The organism is Corynebacterium sp. KPL1814, assembly GCF_000478175.1.
GTDB lineage: Bacteria > Actinomycetota > Actinomycetes > Mycobacteriales > Mycobacteriaceae > Corynebacterium.
This window is the reverse complement of sequence record NZ_KI515775.1, coordinates 436206-455507: the sequence shown is the minus strand read 5'-3', so window position 1 is coordinate 455507 and position 19302 is coordinate 436206. Positions and strand designations below refer to the sequence as shown.

The 19302-nt window shown below is 57.7% G+C and carries 17 protein-coding genes; 3 read left to right on the top strand and 14 right to left on the bottom strand.

The annotated features are described in order from the left end of the window. Nucleotides 1-14: 14 nt before the first annotated feature. From HMPREF1257_RS06010 to uvrA, 7 genes are all read right to left on the bottom strand, one after another. Nucleotides 15-821 carry an RNA methyltransferase gene (locus HMPREF1257_RS06010; protein WP_023027922.1) on the bottom strand — a complete coding sequence of 269 codons (807 nt, stop codon included), beginning with the start codon at nucleotides 819-821 and terminating at the stop codon, nucleotides 15-17. Between the two features lie 95 nt (nucleotides 822-916). Continuing rightward, entirely contained in the window at nucleotides 917-1327 is a 411-nt protein-coding gene (locus tag HMPREF1257_RS06005) for a TM2 domain-containing protein (protein ID WP_023026542.1), read from the bottom strand. Between the two features lie 163 nt (nucleotides 1328-1490). Beyond that, nucleotides 1491-1874 (bottom strand): 50S ribosomal protein L20, encoded by a 384-nt coding sequence (rplT, locus tag HMPREF1257_RS06000; protein ID WP_023017886.1) that lies wholly within the window; start codon nucleotides 1872-1874, stop codon nucleotides 1491-1493. Between the two features lie 56 nt (nucleotides 1875-1930). After that, nucleotides 1931-2125: a 50S ribosomal protein L35 gene (gene rpmI / locus HMPREF1257_RS05995; RefSeq protein ID WP_005280326.1), complete on the bottom strand. Its 195-nt coding sequence runs from the start codon at nucleotides 2123-2125 to the stop codon at nucleotides 1931-1933. Nucleotides 2126-2160: 35 nt separating this feature from the next. Continuing rightward, entirely contained in the window at nucleotides 2161-2682 is a 522-nt protein-coding gene (gene infC, locus HMPREF1257_RS05990) for a translation initiation factor IF-3 (protein WP_081443661.1), read from the bottom strand. A gap of 270 nt (nucleotides 2683-2952) precedes the next feature. Beyond that, nucleotides 2953-3768: a hypothetical protein gene (locus HMPREF1257_RS05985; RefSeq protein WP_232208517.1), complete on the bottom strand. Its 816-nt coding sequence runs from the start codon at nucleotides 3766-3768 to the stop codon at nucleotides 2953-2955. A 104-nt stretch (nucleotides 3769-3872) separates the two neighbouring features. Beyond that, on the bottom strand, nucleotides 3873-6713 hold the full coding sequence (gene uvrA, locus HMPREF1257_RS05980) for an excinuclease ABC subunit UvrA (protein ID WP_023026537.1): 2841 nt from the start codon (nucleotides 6711-6713) through the stop codon (nucleotides 3873-3875). Between the two features lie 64 nt (nucleotides 6714-6777). Between uvrA and HMPREF1257_RS05975 the strand changes: the two genes are divergently transcribed. The 3 genes from HMPREF1257_RS05975 (at nucleotide 6778) to HMPREF1257_RS05965 (ending at nucleotide 10876) form a co-directional block, all read left to right on the top strand. After that, nucleotides 6778-7380, top strand: a complete 603-nt coding sequence (locus HMPREF1257_RS05975) for an MBL fold metallo-hydrolase (RefSeq protein ID WP_023026535.1) — start codon at nucleotides 6778-6780, stop codon at nucleotides 7378-7380. 77 nt (nucleotides 7381-7457) lie between these two features. After that, entirely contained in the window at nucleotides 7458-8474 is a 1017-nt protein-coding gene (locus HMPREF1257_RS05970; RefSeq protein WP_023026533.1) for a DoxX family protein, read from the top strand. A gap of 143 nt (nucleotides 8475-8617) precedes the next feature. Then, the gene (locus tag HMPREF1257_RS05965; RefSeq protein ID WP_023026531.1) at nucleotides 8618-10876 is read left to right on the top strand and encodes a UvrD-helicase domain-containing protein; all 2259 of its coding nucleotides are present in this window, start codon (nucleotides 8618-8620) and stop codon (nucleotides 10874-10876) included. A gap of 91 nt (nucleotides 10877-10967) precedes the next feature. Here HMPREF1257_RS05965 and HMPREF1257_RS05960 read toward each other — a convergent pair whose 3' ends face one another. The 7 genes from HMPREF1257_RS05960 to rpsA all read right to left on the bottom strand — a co-directional run bounded on the left by HMPREF1257_RS05960 (nucleotide 10968) and on the right by rpsA (nucleotide 19170). Beyond that, entirely contained in the window at nucleotides 10968-11408 is a 441-nt protein-coding gene (locus tag HMPREF1257_RS05960) for a universal stress protein (protein WP_023026529.1), read from the bottom strand. An 83-nt stretch (nucleotides 11409-11491) separates the two neighbouring features. Beyond that, nucleotides 11492-11944: a universal stress protein gene (locus HMPREF1257_RS05955; protein WP_023026527.1), complete on the bottom strand. Its 453-nt coding sequence runs from the start codon at nucleotides 11942-11944 to the stop codon at nucleotides 11492-11494. Nucleotides 11945-12095: 151 nt separating this feature from the next. Continuing rightward, nucleotides 12096-14189, bottom strand: a complete 2094-nt coding sequence (gene uvrB, locus HMPREF1257_RS05950) for an excinuclease ABC subunit UvrB (RefSeq protein ID WP_023026525.1) — start codon at nucleotides 14187-14189, stop codon at nucleotides 12096-12098. A gap of 39 nt (nucleotides 14190-14228) precedes the next feature. Beyond that, entirely contained in the window at nucleotides 14229-14591 is a 363-nt protein-coding gene (locus tag HMPREF1257_RS11615; protein WP_023026523.1) for a DUF4259 domain-containing protein, read from the bottom strand. A 75-nt stretch (nucleotides 14592-14666) separates the two neighbouring features. Then, complete coding sequence (gene coaE, locus HMPREF1257_RS05940; protein ID WP_023026521.1) at nucleotides 14667-15269, bottom strand: dephospho-CoA kinase; 603 nt, start codon at nucleotides 15267-15269, stop codon at nucleotides 14667-14669. A gap of 74 nt (nucleotides 15270-15343) precedes the next feature. Next, nucleotides 15344-17392: a glucose PTS transporter subunit IIA gene (locus HMPREF1257_RS05935; RefSeq protein ID WP_023026519.1), complete on the bottom strand. Its 2049-nt coding sequence runs from the start codon at nucleotides 17390-17392 to the stop codon at nucleotides 15344-15346. 296 nt (nucleotides 17393-17688) lie between these two features. Beyond that, nucleotides 17689-19170 (bottom strand): 30S ribosomal protein S1, encoded by a 1482-nt coding sequence (gene rpsA / locus HMPREF1257_RS05930; RefSeq protein ID WP_023026517.1) that lies wholly within the window; start codon nucleotides 19168-19170, stop codon nucleotides 17689-17691. Nucleotides 19171-19302: the final 132 nt, after the last annotated feature.

Genomic DNA, 19302 nt, shown 5'->3' with positions numbered 1-19302 from the left:
AACGCGATTGCGGCCTAACTCTGTTCCTGTGCCTTGGCGGATTCGTACAAACAAATACTGGCCGCGGTGGCAAGGTTGAGTGACTCCGCGCGCCCCCGCAGCGGGATGCGCACCCGCATATCGGCCTCTTCAAGCAGCTCGCCCAGCCCGTGGGCTTCATTTCCGAAGAGCCAGGCGGTGGGTTGGGTGAGGTCGGCATCGGCAAGCTCTACTTCCCCATCTGCGGCCGTCGCGACGATTTGCATGCCAGACTTGCGCAATTGGCCGAGAACGTCCTTGATATTGGGATCGCGCGCAACCGGGACGTGGAATAAGGAGCCGGCCGAAGCGCGGGCAACCTTGCTGCCTAAGGGGTCAACGGTCTCGCCAGCGAAGATCACGCCATCAGCGCCCATCGCATCCGAAGTCCTAATCAACGTCCCCGCGTTCCCGGGCTCCGAGGTAAGCACCGGCACCGAAATCAAATTCGGCTTTCCATTAAGAATCTTTCCTGCGGACCACAAGACCGAAGAACTACACAGGGCAAAAATTCCCGTCGTAGTCGCAGTATCGGCCAGATGCTTTGCGGCCTTATCTGTAATGGGGTGGACGTAGACATCCATATAGCCGCAGGCCGTGACGATGTCCGCAAAGCGCTCCGCGGCCTTTTCCGTCACAAATACATCCGTGGCCGCACCCGTAGACACCGCTGCGTCCACGGCATTTTCGCCCTCGATAATGAACTGTTTGGCTTTCTTGCGGTTAGCAGCGCGGTGCAATTTCACCGCGTTAACAATGCGCGGAGTGCGTTCGGTAAAGGCGGACTCAAAGTCTAAATTCATAGGCTCTACCCTACCTTGGCCCCAATACTTCTCGTTTCGCACCTTAGGCATGACAAAACCCTGCCGGAAATCCGGCAGGGCCTTGGCGCAATCGCTTATTTCTGAAGGGGAACTCCGCGCGCATCCTTGTCATAATCACCCATGCCAAGAAGAATCATGAAGAACTCAACGAGTACCCAGATTCCCAGCACGGCCCAGAAGAGGATGCCCAACAGGAACCAGAAGGTAAACCAGCCGATGATATTGAGCGATAACTGCACAATGGCATAGGTGGTGCGGCCGGTGTAGAAGTTATGCGCACCGACGCTGCCCAAGAAGAAGCACAGGAGCAAGGTAGCAACCCAAGACTTCTGGTTGCCTGCAGCTACATATTGTTGCTGTGGATAGCCCTGCGGCGCATAACCACCGGATTGGAAATCCTGGGAGTAATAAGGCTGATTCTGGCCAGGAAATTGGTTGGAACCAGAGTTTCCTTCTGGTTGCTCACGGTTATACGGGCTCATCATAGCTTGGCAGTCTCCTTGCAAATACTGGCTTTATAGACTCATCAATCTAGCACACAGCGTGCACGATTTTGACGAGCATTAGGCGTTGAGATAGCACGAAACCCACCCCACGCCGGGGATTAGCCGGTGATGGAGTGGGCAAGCAGCTATGTAGCTGAAAAGCTTACGCAGCCTTCGGTGCGTTGACGTCCTCAGGCAGGGCAGCCTTGGCGGTCTCGCACAGTGCGGAGAAAGCCTCGAAGTCGTTGACGGCAAGCTCGGCGAGGATCTTGCGGTCTACCTCGATCTCGGCCAAGCGCAGGCCGTGGATGAGGCGGTTGTAAGTGATGTCGTTCATGCGGGCAGCAGCGTTGATGCGCTGGATCCACAGCTTGCGGAACTCGGACTTACGCGCGCGACGGTCGCGGTAAGCGTAAGTCATAGAGTGCAGCCACTGCTCCTTAGCCTTACGGTACAGGCGGGAACGCTGACCACGGTAGCCCTTGGCGGACTTCAGGATCGCGCGACGCTTCTTCTTTGCGTTAACTGAGCGCTTTACTCGTGCCACAGTAATACTTCCTTAAATTCTGGTTGAGATGGTGGATGTGGGTTGATTGGGCGCTATTAAGCGCGACCGAGCAGACGCTTGACGCGCTTGGTGTCTGCCTGGGAGACGGACTCGGTGCCCTTGAGGCGACGGGTGCGCTTGGAGGGCTTGCCCTCCAGCAAGTGGCGGCGGTTTGCCTGCTCGCGGCGCAGCTTGCCGGAACCGGTCACCTTGATGCGCTTTGCGGTGCCCTTGTGGGTCTTCTGCTTCATGAGTATAAGTCCTTAAATCCTACGTGGAATATGGTTTACTTTTTGCCCTTACGAACCGGACCCAAAACCATGGTCATATTGCGACCATCCTGCTTGGGACGGGACTCAACTACGCCAACCTCAGCGACGTCATCGGCCAACCGCTCCAAAAGCCGGAAACCCAGCTCCGGACGCGATTGCTCGCGGCCGCGGAACATGATGGTCACCTTGACCTTGGATCCCTTTTCCAGGAAGCGAACTACGTTACTCTTCTTGGTCTCATAATCGTGATCGTCGATCTTCGGACGGAACTTCTGTTCCTTCACCACGGTCTGCTGCTGGTTCTTACGAGATTCGCGAGCCTTTTGGGCCTGCTCATACTTGAACTTGCCGTAGTCCATGATTTTGGCAACTGGGGGCTTAGCCTTTGGAGCAACCTCGACCAAATCCAGGTCAGCTTCATAGGCAAGCTTGCGGGCATCATCAGTGCGGACGATACCCACCTGTTCACCACCGGGTCCGACAAGACGGACCTCGGGTACTCGGATACGCTCATTAATGCGAGCTTCAGCGCTGATTGTGGTTCTCCTCGATTAGGGGTTTTGGGTAATGAGTTCACCTACCGTGGACCACAAACGAATCTAACCCGGTCTGCCAATGGCAGCCGGGAGATCTCACAGAGCCAGACACTAATGTCTGGTTACCTTTACCGTTATCCAACGAGCTTTAAGTTCGCGGCATCGGGTGGGAGAATCTCCGCTTGTGACCCAGGTTCCTGCAAAAGGTACCTTGGGCGGTAGTAGGTATGAGACTAGCAGCCGCTGCCACTCAAGGCAAACCGCGGTGAACTAAGCATCCTCGCAGGTGGAATCGGGCTCTAGATTTTTATCTTCAATGGATTTGTCGATGACCTTGAGGACGTCATCGGCAAGATCATCAATCGCGGCGGAGCCACTTTCATAATCCTCGCCTTCGACGACGACGCTTAGTGCTACTCCTACCCTTTTGCCGTCCTTTTCATGGACACCGAATTGGCGGAAAGTGTAATCATCGCTATTTTCATCAAGCCCCCAGCCGCTTTTGGCCCGGGTGCTTGCATGTTTCGATAGGCCGACGCTTTGCCATTCTACGATGTCATTTAATACCTCATGGACGTATTCGGCTTCTTTGATACAGGGCAATTGCGCGCCAAAATTTGCTTGCTCCTGCAATGGCCAGGTGGAGTAACCAAAAGCGTCAGCCTCAATGGAGGCCTTCGAACCGTGCTCGCGCAAGAGCTTTTCCACCGCCTCCGAAGCCTCGCCTTCTTCCCACTGCACCTGGGACCACAATGCGTACGCGGCATCATTATCGGATTCCTTGATCGCTAGATCTACCAAGGACGGATCGGCGCCGTCTTGCAGCGCGGTAATGGCGATGGGCACTTTGATCGTGGACCAAGCTGGCCCTTCACCTTTGTCTCCCGCAGAGATTTTTTCTTCGCCGGCGGAAATGGCCACGCCGACCTTGGCGTCATAGTGCCTGGATACCGTATCAACAGCGCGGTCTAGATCTTTGGTGAGTGTTGCATCGGCTTTATCGCTCGCGCTTGCCGATGCCCCTTCCCCCGCCGTATCCGGCGCCTGCTCGGGAGACGAACACGCCGCCACGGCAGCAAGCGACACCGTGGCCAGTATCGCCCCCACTTTCCGCCGTAGATTCATTCCTCACAGACTAGCCCATATTTTAAAAAGAGGGCAATTTTTCGCAGAAACTATTCCTCTAGTGATTAGGTCAGCATTTCCTTGAGGTAGCCGCCGGTATAGGACCCTTCCACTTGTGCAACCTTTTCCGGAGTTCCCTGCGCGACCACGGTGCCGCCACCAGCACCGCCTTCTGGACCCATGTCCACAATCCAGTCCGCAGCCTTGATAACGTCAAGGTTGTGCTCAATGATGAGCACGGAATTGCCCTTATCTACCAAGCCTTGAATCACCAACATTAACCGGCGAATATCCTCAAAGTGCAGACCGGTCGTCGGCTCATCCAGGATATAGATGGTGCGGCCATTGGTGCGCTTTTGCAGCTCCGAGGCAAGCTTCACGCGCTGGGCCTCACCGCCGGACAATGTGGTGGCGGCTTGGCCGAGGCGCACGTAACCCAAGCCGACATCGACAAGCGTGGCCAAGTAGCGGTGGATGGAGGTAATGGGCTCGAAGAAGTCCGCCGCCTCTGAGATGGGCATGTCCAGCACTTCCGCAATGTTCTTGCCCTTGTAGTGGACCTCCAAGGTCTCGCGGTTATAGCGCGCGCCCTCGCAGACCTCACACGGAACATAGACATCCGGCAAGAAGTTCATCTCGATCTTGATGGTGCCATCGCCCTGGCAAGCCTCGCAGCGTCCACCTTTGACGTTGAAGGAAAAACGTCCGGCCTTGTAGCCGCGCACCTTCGCCTCTTGGGTCTCCGCAAAAAGATTGCGAATCTTATCAAAGACGCCGGTATAGGTAGCCGGGTTAGAACGCGGTGTGCGGCCAATCGGGCTTTGATCCACCTGCACCAACTTATCTAGGTGCTCGATGCCCTCCACGCGCTTGGCGCGCCCAGGAACCTGACGGGCGCGGTTGAGGTTATTAGCCAAGGTCTTGGCCAGGATCTCATTGACCACGGTGGATTTGCCGGATCCGGACACACCGGTAATACACACCAGCACGCCGAGCGGAATCTCGACATTAATCCCCTTGAGGTTATTTTCCCGTGCGCCGACTATCTTGAGGGTACGATCTTTATCGATCTCGCGGCGATGATCCGGAACGGCCAGGACCTTGGAACCGGACAGGTACTGCCCCGTTAAGGACTTCTCTACCTTCTCCACGCCGGCGGGCTCGCCTTGGTAAACCACTTCGCCGCCGTATTCACCGGCGCGCGGGCCCACATCCACCAGCCAATCGGACGAGCGGATGGTGTCTTCATCGTGTTCGACCACGATGAGCGTATTGCCAATATCGCGCAGGCGCTGCAGGGTTGAGATCAGGCGGTGATTATCGCGCTGGTGCAAACCGATAGACGGCTCGTCCAAGACGTAGAGCACTCCAGCCAGCCCGGATCCAATCTGCGTGGCCAGGCGAATACGCTGGGCCTCGCCGCCGGACAGGGTCGAAGCACCGCGGTCCAAGGTGAGGTAGTTAAGCCCAACGTCCAATAAGAAGCGCAGGCGGGCCTGGGTTTCCTTCAGCACCGCTCCCGCGATAATTTCCTCACGGTGCCCCAAGACGAGCGAATCCAAAAACTCTGAGGCATCCTCGATGGACAGGGCGCTTAGCCCCGCGATGGACTGTTCACCATGCGAGGTCGACGCCAAGCGCACGGCGAGGATTTCCGGCTTCAGGCGCGTTCCCTTACACGTGCTACACGGCACCCGGCGGGTGTATTGCAGCAGGCGATCCTTTTGGGACTGCGAATCCGTGGTATCCAATTTGCGGTGCAGGAAGCCTACTGCGCCCTCAAAAGGCGCGGTCCAATTGCGCTGGCGGCCATAGCGGTTCTTATAGCGCACCCGCACCTCGGTTTCGGTGCCGTAAATCAACGCATCGCGCTGCTCCTTCGTCAGCTCGCTGACGGGGGTCTGCGGATCAAAGCCCATGGCCTTGCCCAAACCTTCCACGAGTTTGACAAAGTACCGGGAGTTCGGGCTCGAATGCCACGGCTGCACGGCATCGACAGCTGGGGCATCCGGATCCGGAATCAGCAGATCCACGTCCACTTCGAGCTTAGTGCCCAAGCCATCGCAGACCGGGCAGGCGCCAAAGGGGGCGTTAAAGGAAAACGCGCGCGGCTCGTACTCCTCGATGGTAAGTGCATGGCCATTGGGGCAGGCCGCCTTTTCAGAATAAGTATGCGTGAGTTCCTCTTTATCAACGAACTCGATGGTGACGAGGCCATCGGCAAGCCGCAAAGCCGTTTCCACGGAATCGGTCAGGCGTTGCTTCTGGGAGGCTTTGACCTGCAACCGGTCCACCACCACCTCGATGGTGTGCTTAACCTGCTTCTTCAGCTTTGGCGGATCACTTAACTGGTGGGTCTCTCCATCCACGCGCACGCGGGAGTAGCCCTGTGCCGAAAGGTCTTGGAAGAGGTCAACAAACTCGCCCTTGCGCTTGCGCGCTACCGGGGCAAGCACCTGAAACTTCAGCTTTTCTTCCTGCTCCAGCACGGAATCGACGATCTGCTGCGGCGTCTGACGCTCGATGACGGCATCGCACTTGGGGCAGTGCGGCGTGCCGGCGCGCGAGAAGAGCAAGCGGAGGTAGTCGTAGATCTCCGTAATCGTGCCCACGGTAGAGCGCGGGTTATGGTTCGTGGATTTCTGATCGATGGACACCGCCGGCGATAAGCCACCGATGTATTCCACGTTGGGTTTATCCATCTGGCCCAAAAACATCCGGGCATAAGAGCTCAACGATTCCACGTAGCGGCGTTGGCCCTCCGCAAAGATGGTATCGAAGGCCAGCGAGGACTTACCAGAGCCCGAAAGCCCAGTAAAAACCACCATTTTATCGCGCGGAATATCGATATCCACGCCCTTGAGATTGTGTTCCCGTGCGCCTCGCACAATCAATCGTTCTGCCACTGCGCTCCAGCCTCCACATCATAGATTTTAATCTCCCCTTGAATGTACCCGTAGGCTGGGACGTATGACTAACGAGCTACATCTTCACCAGATCTCCGTTTCGGAGATGGACAATAACTGCTACCTGCTGACTGCCGGCGATCAAGGCTTGCTTGTCGATGCCGCCGATAACGCCCCCGCCATCCTCGACATGGCGCGCGAGGCAGGCGTTGACATCACCGCCGTGCTCACCACGCACCGCCACTGGGATCACGTGCGTGCGCTCGGGGAGGTCCTGCAGGCCACCAACGCAAAACACTACGCCTCCTTTATTGATTCGCCCGCCATTCCAGAAGACGTGGACGTTGAACTGCGCGAGGGCGATTCCATCGAGTTTGCCGGTATGAAATTGCCGATCATCATCCTGCGCGGCCATACCCCCGGCGGCGTGGCACTCGTAGCGACCGTTGACGGTGTCACCAACCTCTTCGTGGGAGATTCCGTTTTCCCCGGTGGATTGGGCCGAACGACCTCTGAGGGCGACTTTGTGCGGCTATATAAGGACGTCAGCAAGCGCATCTTCGAGGAGTTCCCAGATAACGCCATCATCCGCCCGGGGCACGGCAAGCCCACCACCTTGGGGGAAGAACGCCCCAAGTTGGGTGATTGGTGGGAGCGCCGGTGGTGATCTAGGCGGCTATTTCAGCGTACAATGGTCAATCACACGATTGGTCTAAAACAACGAGCTAAGGAGCTTAAAGGACTATGATTCGCAAGTTTGCCCGCCCCATGCTGGCATCGGTATTTGTATGGGAAGGTGTAGACGACCTGCGCAATGCCTCGGAGCACACCAAGGAAACCGAAGGCTTCCTCAAGAGCCTGCGCAAGTTCGTCCCCTCTGGTTACAAAAACCTGATTCCCAATGATCCGGAACTAGCTACCCGCGCCCTCGGCGGCGCAAAGATCGGTGCAGGTACCACCTTGGCTCTGGGCAAGGCACCCCGCACCTCCGCAGCCGTGCTGGCTGCCGCTACCCTGCCTAACTTGGTGGGCAAGAATAACTTCTGGGCCGCAGATAACAAGAAGGACAAGGAAGACCGTCGCAACGGCTTCATTACCAACACCGCCCTGCTCGGCGCGCTCTTTATCACCACCCAGGACACCGAGGGCAAGCCTTCCCTGCGCTGGCGCGCACAGAAGGCCGGTGAGCGCACCAATAAGAAGATTCAGCAGGCGCTGCCTACCAAGTCTGAGTCCCAGGAAAAGCGCGAGGAGCTTTCCGCTCGCGCCAACGAGCTGTCCAACAAGGCCGGCGACTGGTTCAATGAGACCTCCCAGAAGGCTCAGGCCTATGTGGATGACAACAAGGATGACTGGCAGTCCACCGGTCGCGGCCTCCTGGATACCGCAAAGTCCTATGTTGATGACGCCAAGGACTACGTCGATGACAACAAGGACGACTGGCAGGATTCCGGTCGCGGCTTCTTGGACAACGCGAAGTCCTTCATCGAGGACTCCGTGGATAGCGCCAAGTCCTACGTCGGCGACAACAAGCAGGACTGGCTGAAGTCCGCTGAGTCCAACGCTAAGACCGCCCGCAAGGGTGCCGTCAAGGCCGCGAACAAGGCACAAAAGCGTGCCGATGACGCCGCATCGAAGCTCGACAAGGCAGACTCCAAGCGCGCTGCTAAGAAGGCTTCTAAGCACGCAGATAAGCTGCAAAAGAAGGCTAATAAGAAGATCGAAGCCGCTATCAAGAAGATTGAAAAGCGCGCTAAGTAATTCGCCTTAACCCTCGCACACGGCCCAGCCTTTACGCTGGGCCGTTGTTCTTTGTCACGGCAAGGTCTAAACTCGAACCTCCCCTACACGGCACGCGTGTGCGTGCTTACCCCATATTTTCGTGTTTCATTCTGAGGAGTCTTGTGAACTCTGCACCGAAGAATTCTCCAGCCACTCATTCTCCTGCTGATGCATCTTCATCCCGCCGCGCGGATAACGCTGGAATTTCAGCCATCGAAGCCGAGCAGAACTATGTCGATGGCCTCTTTGACCGCCTCGATGACGAGGTAGCCGCGGCAAACGCGCGCCTGAATGAGGTCCAAGCCGAGGTTGATCCGGCGACCCCCGATGCCGATGCCTTAGTGCGCCGCGAAACGGAATACCACGGCCTCCAGGCCAAGTTGGACCGCCTCAACGTCGCACAGATGGGGCTCGTCTTTGGCCGCATCGATATCGATGCCCCCGGCGATAACCCGACGGAAGAAGGACTCGATCGCCGCTATATCGGCCGCATGGGTTTGGATGCGCGCGAAGAAAACTACCGCACCCTGCTGCTGGATTGGCGCACGCCCATGGCTCGCCCCTTTTACCTCGCCACTACCGCACAACCTGAAGGCGTACACACTCGCCGCCAGATCCGCATGACCGGGCGCACGGTCACTGATGTCAATGACGAGGCCTTAGATGGCCCAGGTGTGCGCGAGGAAGAAGCAGGCGTGGCAAGCGAATCCGCCCTGTATTTTGCCATGCAACGCGCCCGCACGGGACACATGACGTCCATCGTGGAAACCATCCAGCGCGAGCAGGACGAAATCATCCGGGATAATACCCGCGGCGTCATGGTCGTAGAAGGCGGTCCCGGCACCGGTAAAACTGCCGTCGCGCTACACCGCGTTGCCTACCTGCTCTACACCCACCGCGAGCAGCTATCTTCCACCGGTGTGCTCATCGTTGGACCCAATACCAACTTTTTGGACTATATTTCCCGCGTGCTACCAGAGCTCGGTGAAACCGGTGTCGTGCTCTCCACCATCGGTGGGCTATTCCCCGGCATCACTCCCACTCATACCGAGGGGCTTGTGGGCCGCGAAATTAAGGGCAGCGAGGCCATGGCGGAAATCCTGAGCGCCGCCGTCAAGGATTATCAGCAGGTGCCAAATGAGCCCCAGGACATCACCGTGGATGGCCTGACCCTAACCATCACGCCCTCCATGGTGAAAAAAGCGCGGACCCGCGCTCGCCGCTCCCGCAAGCCGCATAACCAGGCGCGCGAGGCGTTCATCGAACACTTCGTAGAGGATCTGGCCCAGGGGATGGCCAACAAGGTGGGCACGGATCCGCTGGGCGGGGAGAACCTCTTAAGCCGCGCGGATGTGGACCAATTCCACGACGATCTTGCCGTTGATGAGTCCGTGGTGGGCTGCATCGATGATTTTTGGCCCGAGCTTGATCCCTCTGAGGTACTCGCCGCGCTATTGTCCTCCCGCGAACTCATTGCCTCCGCTGCCCGCGGCTACGATGAGGAGACCCAAGCCGCCTTGTACCGCGCTGATGGCTACGCCTGGACTGATTCCGATGCCGCCCTTTTGGATGAGTTGGCCGTCCTCATAGGCCTGCCCAATCCTGAAGAGAAGAAGGCGGCCAAGGACGCCGAGTGGCGCGAGCAGATCGCGGATGCAGAAGATGCGTTGGATATCCTGTCCTCCTCTGAATCCACTGATAACGACGATGACATGTTCGAGGCGGAAATCCTCTCGGCGCACGACGTGATCGACGCAGAAACTCTGGCGCAGCGCCAGGAGGTGCGGGATACGCGCACCACCGCGCAGCGCGCCCGGGAGGATCACACGTGGGCCTTTGGCCACATCATCGTGGACGAGGCGCAGGAACTTACCCCGATGGAATGGCGGATGCTCTTCCGCCGCTGCCCCTCGCGGTGGATGACGCTGGTGGGCGATACCTCGCAGACGGGGTCCCCGGCCGGCGTGGATGACTGGGGCGAGGCCTTGGAGCCGTTCATCGCCCAGCGCTTCCGCCACCACCTCCTTACCGTCAACTACCGCACACCTGAGCCCATTACCGAGCTTGCCAATGGCCTGTTGGCCGCCATTGATCCTGACGCCACCCCTGCCATTGCCATTCGCGATGGCGCGCCGGTGCGCCGGCTTGCCGATGCCGACTTCACCCCCGGCGTCACCACCGAGGACGATGGGCGCCTGACTGCGGTCATTGACGCCACGAACGCCGAATCCGTCAAGGGCCTCGAGTTTGACCACGTGATCGTGCTTAACCCGCGCGAGATTGTTGACGCCTCCCCGCAGGGGCTGCAGAATCTATACGTCTGCATCACACGGGCCACGCAGACGCTGACCCTGGTAGGAGATACCGGGGATGTGATTTAACCCCCGCTAGGATCACAAAACCACCGCCGCGACCCCAGAAAAGGACTCGCTGCGGTGGGTAAGGCGAATGCCGGTAAGGCGAAAGCCTAGGTTAATTGACGGTGTGCACGATCATGACGTCACAGTCGGACTGGCGCGCCACATCTGCCGGCACCGAGCCAAGCAAACGACCGGTCAGGGAATTTATGCCGCGGTTACCAACGATGAGCAGGTCTGCATCATTGTCGTTGACAATGGACATGAGGGCTTGTACCGGCGTGCCAGGGCGGACTGCGGTTTCCACCTTGGAAACCCCGTGCTTTTCCGCTTCTTCCCTGCCCGCCTGCAGGTTAGCTTCAGCCTTCTCATCACCGAGAATAGTGACGGAATCCTGGCGCAAGGTCTTCGAGGCCTGCTCTTGATTCTCGTAGTAAGCACAACCGACGATCAGCGTGGCATCGAATGCAGCGGCAATCTTGGCTGCTCGCTCCACGGCGAGGAGGGAGGACTTGGAACCGTCAGTACCGACAACAATCGTGCTGTAGTCGCTCATGATGACCTTTCTTTGTGGGTGTGTACCCTATCTATTCTAGTGTGCCAACTTGGCGTTACTGCAAGTGTAACAATGAAAAATGATTAACGTTTTTCACTCGTGTTGACCACCACGACATCCACCTTGGATTTATGGGTAAGTTCCGTAGGCACTGAACCGAAAACGCGTCCGCGCACGGAATTAACGCCGCGATTGCCCACGACCAAGAGCTCCACGTCGTATTTCTCCGTAACCTCAATTAAGGCGTTGACAGGGTCACCGGGGGTGGTGACCACCTCAATATTTTCCGCGCCTTCGGACTCGGCAATCCGCTGTGCATTCGTGAGGTAAGTATTGGCCATTTCCTCGCTGACCACCGGTAGCCGGGATCCTTCCCCGCTGGGGGCACCAAGCATGGAGCCTGAGTGATTATAGGCCGCGGAGACGATGATGAGCTTGGCGTCATATGCCCGTGCCATTGATGCCGCCGAGCGCACTGCACGCAGGGAAGTTTCGGAGCCATCGGTACCGACGGCGATGGTGTGATACGTAAGCATGATTCTCCTTGCTGGTGAATTACTAGGTCGGCACATTGAACCGGCTTATTAAGTCGCCCCCAGTATAGTCAGGACGCTGAATCAATAAGCCCAAGGTTGCAGGAGTGCGCACTTTTAGGGGGAGAGCATTATTGGAGACTAACGCGTGCTGCTAGATTCCAGCTTCTTTCAGGCCGCGCAATTCCTTCTTCAAATCCGCAATCTCATCGCGCAGCCGGCCGGCCAGCTCGAATTTCAGCTCGCGCGCGGCCGCGCCCATCTGTGCCTGCAGGTCATTAATGAGAGCCTCAACCTCATCGGTAGCCATGCTGGAGACATCGCGCTTTTCCACCACCGCCGAGGGATCCGACTCGGCTGCCTCTTCCCCATTGTTTTCGTAGACCTGATCCAAAATATCGGCGATCTTCTTGCGCAAAGGCTGCGGATCCACGCCGTGTTCCTTGTTATAGGCAATCTGCTTCTCGCGGCGGCGCTCCGTTTCATCGATGGCTTCCTGCATCGAGTCGGTGATTTTATCCGCATACATGATGACCTCGCCCGATACGTTACGCGCAGCACGGCCAATGGTCTGGATGAGCGACGTCGTCGAACGCAAGAAGCCTTCCTTATCCGCATCGAGGATGGCCACGAGCGAGACCTCGGGCAAGTCCAAGCCCTCACGCAAAAGGTTAATGCCCACGAGCACGTCGAATTCACCCTGGCGCAATTGACGCAAGAGCTCCACGCGCTGCAGCGTATCGATATCCGAGTGCAGGTAGCGGACCTTAATCCCCTGCTCCAAGAGGTAATCCGTCAGGTCTTCTGCCATGCGCTTGGTCAAGGTGGTGACCAACACGCGCTCCTGAGATGCAATGCGACCACGGACTTCATCAATGAGGTCATCGATCTGGCCCTTGGTGGGCTTCACCGTTACCTTAGGATCAACCAGGCCAGTCGGGCGAATGACCTGCTCGACAAACTCGCCGCCGGAGGAGGTCATTTCGAAATCGCCTGGAGTAGCAGACATGTAGACCGTCTGGCCGACGCGCTCCTCAAACTCGTCGAAGGTCAGTGGCCGGTTGTCCACCGCAGAAGGCAGGCGGAAGCCGAATTCCACCAGGTTTCGCTTGCGCGACATATCGCCTTCGTACATGCCGCCAATCTGCGGCACGGTCACGTGGGACTCATCGATGATGGTAAGAAAGTCCTCCGGGAAATAGTCCAAGAGCGTAGCTGGTGCGGACCCTGCCGGGCGGCCATCCACGTGGCGGGAGTAGTTCTCAATGCCGGAACAGAACCCCACCTGCTCGATCATCTCTAGGTCATATTCCGTGCGCATGCGCAGCCGTTGCGCTTCCAGGAGCTTGCCGCGGTTTTCTAGATCTTCTAGGCGCTCAGCCAATTCTTCCTTGATATCGGCCACGGCTTTTTCCATGCGCTCTGGGCCGGCCACATAGTGCGTGGCGGGGAAAATGCGCACTTCTTCGACCTGCTCGATAACATCACCTGTCACCGGATGGATATAGTACAGCGAGTCAATATCATCACCGAAGAACTCGATGCGCACCGCGCGCTCCTCATATGCCGGGATGATATCGACCGTATCGCCCTTCACGCGGAAGGTACCGCGGGTAAAGCCCACGTCATTGCGCTCGTACTGGATATCTACCAACAGTCTCAGGAAACGATCCCTATCGAGTTCCTCGTCAACGGCGATAATGACCGAGCGATCCAAATAGGATTGCGGGGTACCCAGGCCGTAGATGCACGAGACCGAAGAGACCACCACGACATCGCGCCGCGAGAGCAATCCAGAGGTGGCCGAGTGGCGCAGGCGCTCGACATCCTCATTGATGGAGGAGTCTTTTTCGATATAGGTATCGGTCTGCGCGATATAGGCTTCTGGCTGGTAGTAGTCGTAATAGGAGACGAAGTATTCCACCGCGTTATTGGGCAATAATTGGCGCAGCTCATTGGCTAACTGTGCGGCCAGGGTTTTATTGGGAGCCATCACTAGCGTGGGTCGCTGTTGTTTTTCAATCAGCCACGCGGCCGTCGCGGATTTACCGGTACCCGTTGCACCCATGAGCACAACGTCGCGCTCGTCGCGGTTGAGGCGCTCATCAAGTTCCTTGATGGCCGCAGGCTGGTCACCGGCGGGTTCATATTCAGAAACGACTTGAAACTTGCCGGGGGTGCGTTCTACCTCACCGACGACGCGGTGTTCAGAATTTGGAATAAGGGGGTGTTCAGCAGCAAAAGCCATGCCCGCTATTCTACTGCTTATACGCTCCTGCTAGCCATTTCACGGCAGTGCGGCTTGGGCGGTGTGCAGCCACTGGTCCAGCTCCCCTGTCGGTTCCCACAGTGCGTAGACCGACGAGGAATCAGAACACATGGCTTGGTTGATGCGCCGGCGCAGCCACGCTTTGGATTGCGGAGTGTACAGAGACGCCAAATCTCGTGGCGCTACGCCGTCCGGCAGGCCATCGGCAGGCAGCTTCGTCAGCGCACCTAATGCGATGACCGCCTCGGCTTCATCTGAATCGAGCGCACCCGTGCCGCAGGAGCGCTGAAAGTGCCGGAGATCAAAAGAACCATCCCGCAGGCTATCGAGTATGTCTCGCGCCGCGTGATTATCGAATGGTCCAGTGCCCCAAGTTCCCACGCTTAAATAGTGTAGGGGCCAAAAGTAAACGTTTATAGGAAAATACGTTAACGCTACTTACCAAAAAGGTTAAGGTTAAGAAGACGCCGCTTCGATCTCATCGCAGACCGCAGCCGCGCGCTCTGCCAAGTGTTCCTGCGTGCCGTTATTGTCTATGACATGGCTTGCTGCCGCGAGGCGCTTGTCATCAGAAATTTGGGCGTTAATCCTTTTGCGCGCGTCTGCTTCATCGAGTCCGCGGAACTCCACGAGGCGACGCACTCGCTCTTCTGGATCCACATCAACGACGATGACAAAATCCATATCTCCGTCGAGCCCATTATCCACCAGCAGCGGCATGTCATAGACCGTAAAATCAACGCCCTCTTCGCGCGCGGCGGCAAATTGTCGCTGGGTCTCTTCTTGGATGCGCGGGTGCGTGATCGAATTAAGAAGCTCGGTGTGTTCCTTATCCACGAACGCGCGGCGGGCAAGTTCCTTGCGGTCGAGGCTGCCGTCTTCCTGCAGGATGTCCTCGCCGAATTTCTCCGCAAGCTCGGCCAAGGCCGGTTGGCCAGGCTCGACGATGTCCCGGGCAATGCGGTCTGCGTCCACAACCCGCCAGCCGCGCTGGGCGCACAGCTTCGCTACCGTAGATTTCCCGCTGCCGATTCCCCCGGTTAATCCGATTAGCTTCATAAGATACCAGGGTACGCGAAAAGGAGCCCAGGTCGTAGGTCTGGGCTCCTTGTTGGACAACCTATGAGTTCCTATTAGGACTCGAGTTCTTCTTCCGGCTTTGGATGAACCTGCAAGAGCTCATCACTTGGGGCGACCGCGCCGGTAGCGCCGCTCACGGAACCAAATTTCTTGGCGTTGGTGACAACGACCGGGGTAATCAGGTTGTAGTCCTTGGACTTGATGAAGTCTGCGTCAAAGCTGATGAGCTTATCGCCAGCAGAAACGCGCTGCTTCTTTTCCACGTGGACATCAAATCCCTCGCCGCCCAGTTCCACGGTATCCAGGCCAACGTGGATGAGCAGCTGTACGCCGCTATCCAGGTTAAGCCCGATCGCGTGGCCGGACTTTTGAACGGTGAGCACGGTGCCATCGGCAGGCGCGTAGACGGTATTTCCGGTTGGTTTCACTGCAGCGCCAGGCCCAAGCTTGGCGCCGGCGAAGATGGGATCCGGTACCTCAGACAAGTCCACGGCCTCGCCCTCCAGAGGAGAGTCCAGCTTGATGATTGCCTGTTCTGCTTCCTTGGTGGCGATCCCGGTGGCGGAGACAACCACTGCAGCCTGTGCATTCTCGGAACCGTCCGACTCATCATCGGATCCTCCGATGATGCGGGACTCGGAGCGGCTAGCAACCTCTTCCACAGTCTCGTTATTCTCGCGGGCGATGCGCTCAAGATCGGCTTGCTTTTCCTCTGCGGTGCGGTAGCCAAACAGCAGCGTGAGGGAGAAGGAGGTGAAAAATGCCACGGCGATGCCGATGATGTAGCCCACCTGCGGGGTCATAGCTGGGGTGGTCAAGATGGAGGTGAAGACGAAGGCGTTAGCGCGGACATCGAAAAGCCCCATCACTGCACCACCAATGGCACAACCCGGCAGCAGGCGGTAGTAGGTGCGGCGGAAGCGAAGCAAGATGCCGTAGAGGGACGGCTCCGAAATACCGCCGAGCATGCCGGCCGCGAAGGCACCGACGGAAACCTGGCGCATGGAGTTGTTCTTCTCCTTCATGGAGATGACCATCACGGCGCCGGTGACGCCGAAGCAGGCGAAGTTCCACGCACCCATGGGGCCTTGGATGAAGTCGTAGCCGTAGGTCGTGATGTTCTGAATCATGATCACGTTGAGCGGCCAGTGCAGGCCCATGGGCACCAGGAATGGGTACAGCAGTGGAATGACAATGGCCAGAATGAACGGCGAGAAGTCATTGATCTGGAACAGTACCCAGGAGATGCCGTTGCCCACGCCGATGCCGAATGGGCCGAGCAGGAAGGCCGTTGCCGGAATCATGATGAGCAGCGAGAAGAACGGCACGAAGACCATGTGCACGGCGCTCGGGATGATCTTCTTCAAGCCTTTTTCTACCCAGAACAGGCCGATGGCGGCCAAAATCGGCGGGAATACCTGGGAGCCGTAAGAGTTAATCACCAGCGGCAGGCCGAATACGTTCACGGTATCGCCCTGTTCACCCAGGGACATGAATTCTGGTGTGAGAAGAGCAGCCGGAATGGCGGCCGAGACCCACATATTCGCGCCCAGCTTTTGAGCGGCGGTGGCACCCACCATTACCGGCAAGAAGTAGAAGACCGATTGGAACATCGCATGGGCCAAGCGGAAGCCCTCCGGCTGCTCCTCCATCGGCGCGCGGAAGTCTTGGATACCAACGGTATCCGCCAGCACCAAGAGCGTAATGATGAGGGAGGCGCCAAGCAGCGCCCACAAAACCGGGCGGAAGGTATCAGAGAGGAACTCGAAGCAGTAGTCGATCCAATCGTACTTTCCGCGCACGCCGTCGTAATTCTTTTTCGATGACGAGGATTCCTCATCAGCGGGAGTTACCCCGGGGTCTTTGATGATTTCGCCGTAGTAGTTGGCCACGCCGCCACCCATGACCACTTGGTAGCCATGCGTGCCCTGCGTGACGGAACCGAGTACGGCCGTATCGCTTTCCAGCTTTTCCTGATCTACTTTCCCCACATCAGCGAGTTGAAAACGCAGGCGCGTCGCACAGTGCGTTAGCGACGTGATGTTATCGGCGCCGCCCAAGCTATCGATGATGTGTGTGGAAGTGTCCTTCACAGATGCCACTTCATACTCCTTGCATAAAGACAAAACAATAGTCAGTACTCAACTGGCTATTACGTCACACTTGGATTATAAGTGAGAGGCAACACAAACAAAAGCCCAATTTAGTGGTCTTAAGTGGGGATAGTTGTCTTTTTTGCAGGCGCCTTTGCTTTGCCGCAGGTCAAGAACCCGCAAACGAAAAATAACGGGCAATCGTTTGCATATACTGTCATAAAACTCACAAAGCCGCGTCCTATCTCCCCGAAAGGAGAAGGACGCGGCTAGTGCAGCTGCGTGGAGTTAGGGACTATCTCACCCTAAACCCCAAAGGCGTCTTCGTTGCCGGCGAGCTTGTCGCGCAGTGCGGCGAGCTGCTCGTCAGAAGCCAAGGATCCGCCGGACTCTGCCTGAGTCTCCGATGCCGGAGCTGCATCGGTGGAGTCAGAAGAGTAGTTGGAGGATGCCTCAGCGGACTCTGCAGCCTCTGCGGCGGCAGCGCGGTTGCGCTCGATCTGAGCGGTGTGCAGGTTGAAGCGGCGCTCGGACTCTGCGTAGCGCGCCTCCCAAGCCTGACGCTGCTCGTCGAAGCCTTCCTTCCACTCGTTGGTGTCCGGGTCGAAGCCTTCTGGGAACACGTAGTTGCCCTGCTCGTCGTAGGAGTCAGCCATGCCGTACTTGGACGGATCGAACTCTTCGGAGTAGTCCTCGTCAGCCTGCTTGACGGACAAGGAGATACGACGACGCTCGAGGTCGATGTCGATAACCTTGACCATAACTTCCTGGCCAACGGTGACAACCTGGTCCGGAACCTCGACGTGGCGCTGAGCCAGCTCGGAGATGTGAACCAGGCCCTCGATGCCTTCCTCGACGCGAACGAACGCACCGAACGGAACCAGCTTGGTGACCTTGCCCGGCACGATCTGGCCCACAGCGTGGGTGCGGGCGAAGACGCGCCATGGGTCTTCCTGGGTTGCCTTCAGGGACAGGGAAACGCGCTCGCGGTCCAGATCAACGTCCAGAACCTCAACGGTTACCTCGTCACCAACGGTGACAACCTCAGATGGGTGGTCGATGTGCTTCCAGGACAGCTCGGAGACGTGAACCAGGCCGTCGACGCCGCCAAGATCGACGAAGGCGCCGAAGTTGACGATGGAAGAGACAACGCCCTTGCGGACCTGACCCTTCTGCAGCTGGTGCAGGAACTCGGAACGGACCTCAGACTGGGTCTGCTCCAGGTATGCACGGCGGGACAGAACAACGTTGTTGCGCTGCTTGTCCAGCTCGATGATCTTAGCTTCCAGCTCCTGGCCAATGTAGGGCTCCAGGTCGCGGACGCGACGCATCTCAACGAGGGAAGCAGGCAGGAAGCCGCGCAGGCCGATGTCCAGGATGAGGCCGCCCTTGACGACCTCGATGACGGTACCGGTAACCGGCTCTTCCTTGGCCTGCAGCTCCTCGATGGCGCCCCAAGCGCGCTCGTACTGTGCGCGCTTCTTGGACAGGATCAGGCGGCCTTCCTTGTCCTCCTTGGTCAGGACAAGCGCGTCAACCTCATCGCCGACCTCGACGACCTCGTCGGGGTTGACATCGTGCTTGATGGACAGCTCGCGGGAGGGGATAACGCCTTCGGTCTTGTATCCGATGTCCAGCAGTACCTCGTCGTGGTCAACCTTGACGACGGTACCCCCGACAATGTCACCATCGTTGAAGTACTTGATGGTGGCGTCTACAGCTGCGAGGAAGTCCTCTGCGGTTCCGATATCGTTGATCGCAACCTGAGGGGTAGTAGAAGATGGCATATTGTAAAAATGCTCCGAATAAATGTAGGAAATCGTTCGTGGACAACTGCGTGTCTCTCGAATTAAAAGCCCATCTGCGCTGCACAAATACAGGAGATAGAGGCCACATTCGATCCCGCCGCGTGATTGCCC

Excerpts from the sequence above, each read along its gene's own strand:
- HMPREF1257_RS06010 (WP_023027922.1), bottom strand. The coding sequence starts at position 821 with ATGAATTTAGACTTTGAGTCCGCCTTTACCGAACGCACTCCGCGCATT.
- uvrB (WP_023026525.1), bottom strand. The coding sequence starts at position 14,189 with ATGGCTTTTGCTGCTGAACACCCCCTTATTCCAAATTCTGAACACCGC.
- coaE (WP_023026521.1), bottom strand. The coding sequence starts at position 15,269 with ATGAAGCTAATCGGATTAACCGGGGGAATCGGCAGCGGGAAATCTACG.
- HMPREF1257_RS05960 (WP_023026529.1), bottom strand. The coding sequence starts at position 11,408 with ATGAGCGACTACAGCACGATTGTTGTCGGTACTGACGGTTCCAAGTCC.
- HMPREF1257_RS06005 (WP_023026542.1), bottom strand. The coding sequence starts at position 1,327 with ATGATGAGCCCGTATAACCGTGAGCAACCAGAAGGAAACTCTGGTTCC.
- HMPREF1257_RS05970 (WP_023026533.1), top strand. The coding sequence starts at position 7,458 with ATGATTCGCAAGTTTGCCCGCCCCATGCTGGCATCGGTATTTGTATGG.
- HMPREF1257_RS05975 (WP_023026535.1), top strand. The coding sequence starts at position 6,778 with ATGACTAACGAGCTACATCTTCACCAGATCTCCGTTTCGGAGATGGAC.
- HMPREF1257_RS05955 (WP_023026527.1), bottom strand. The coding sequence starts at position 11,944 with ATGCTTACGTATCACACCATCGCCGTCGGTACCGATGGCTCCGAAACT.
- rpsA (WP_023026517.1), bottom strand. The coding sequence starts at position 19,170 with ATGCCATCTTCTACTACCCCTCAGGTTGCGATCAACGATATCGGAACC.
- rpmI (WP_005280326.1), bottom strand. The coding sequence starts at position 2,125 with ATGAAGCAGAAGACCCACAAGGGCACCGCAAAGCGCATCAAGGTGACC.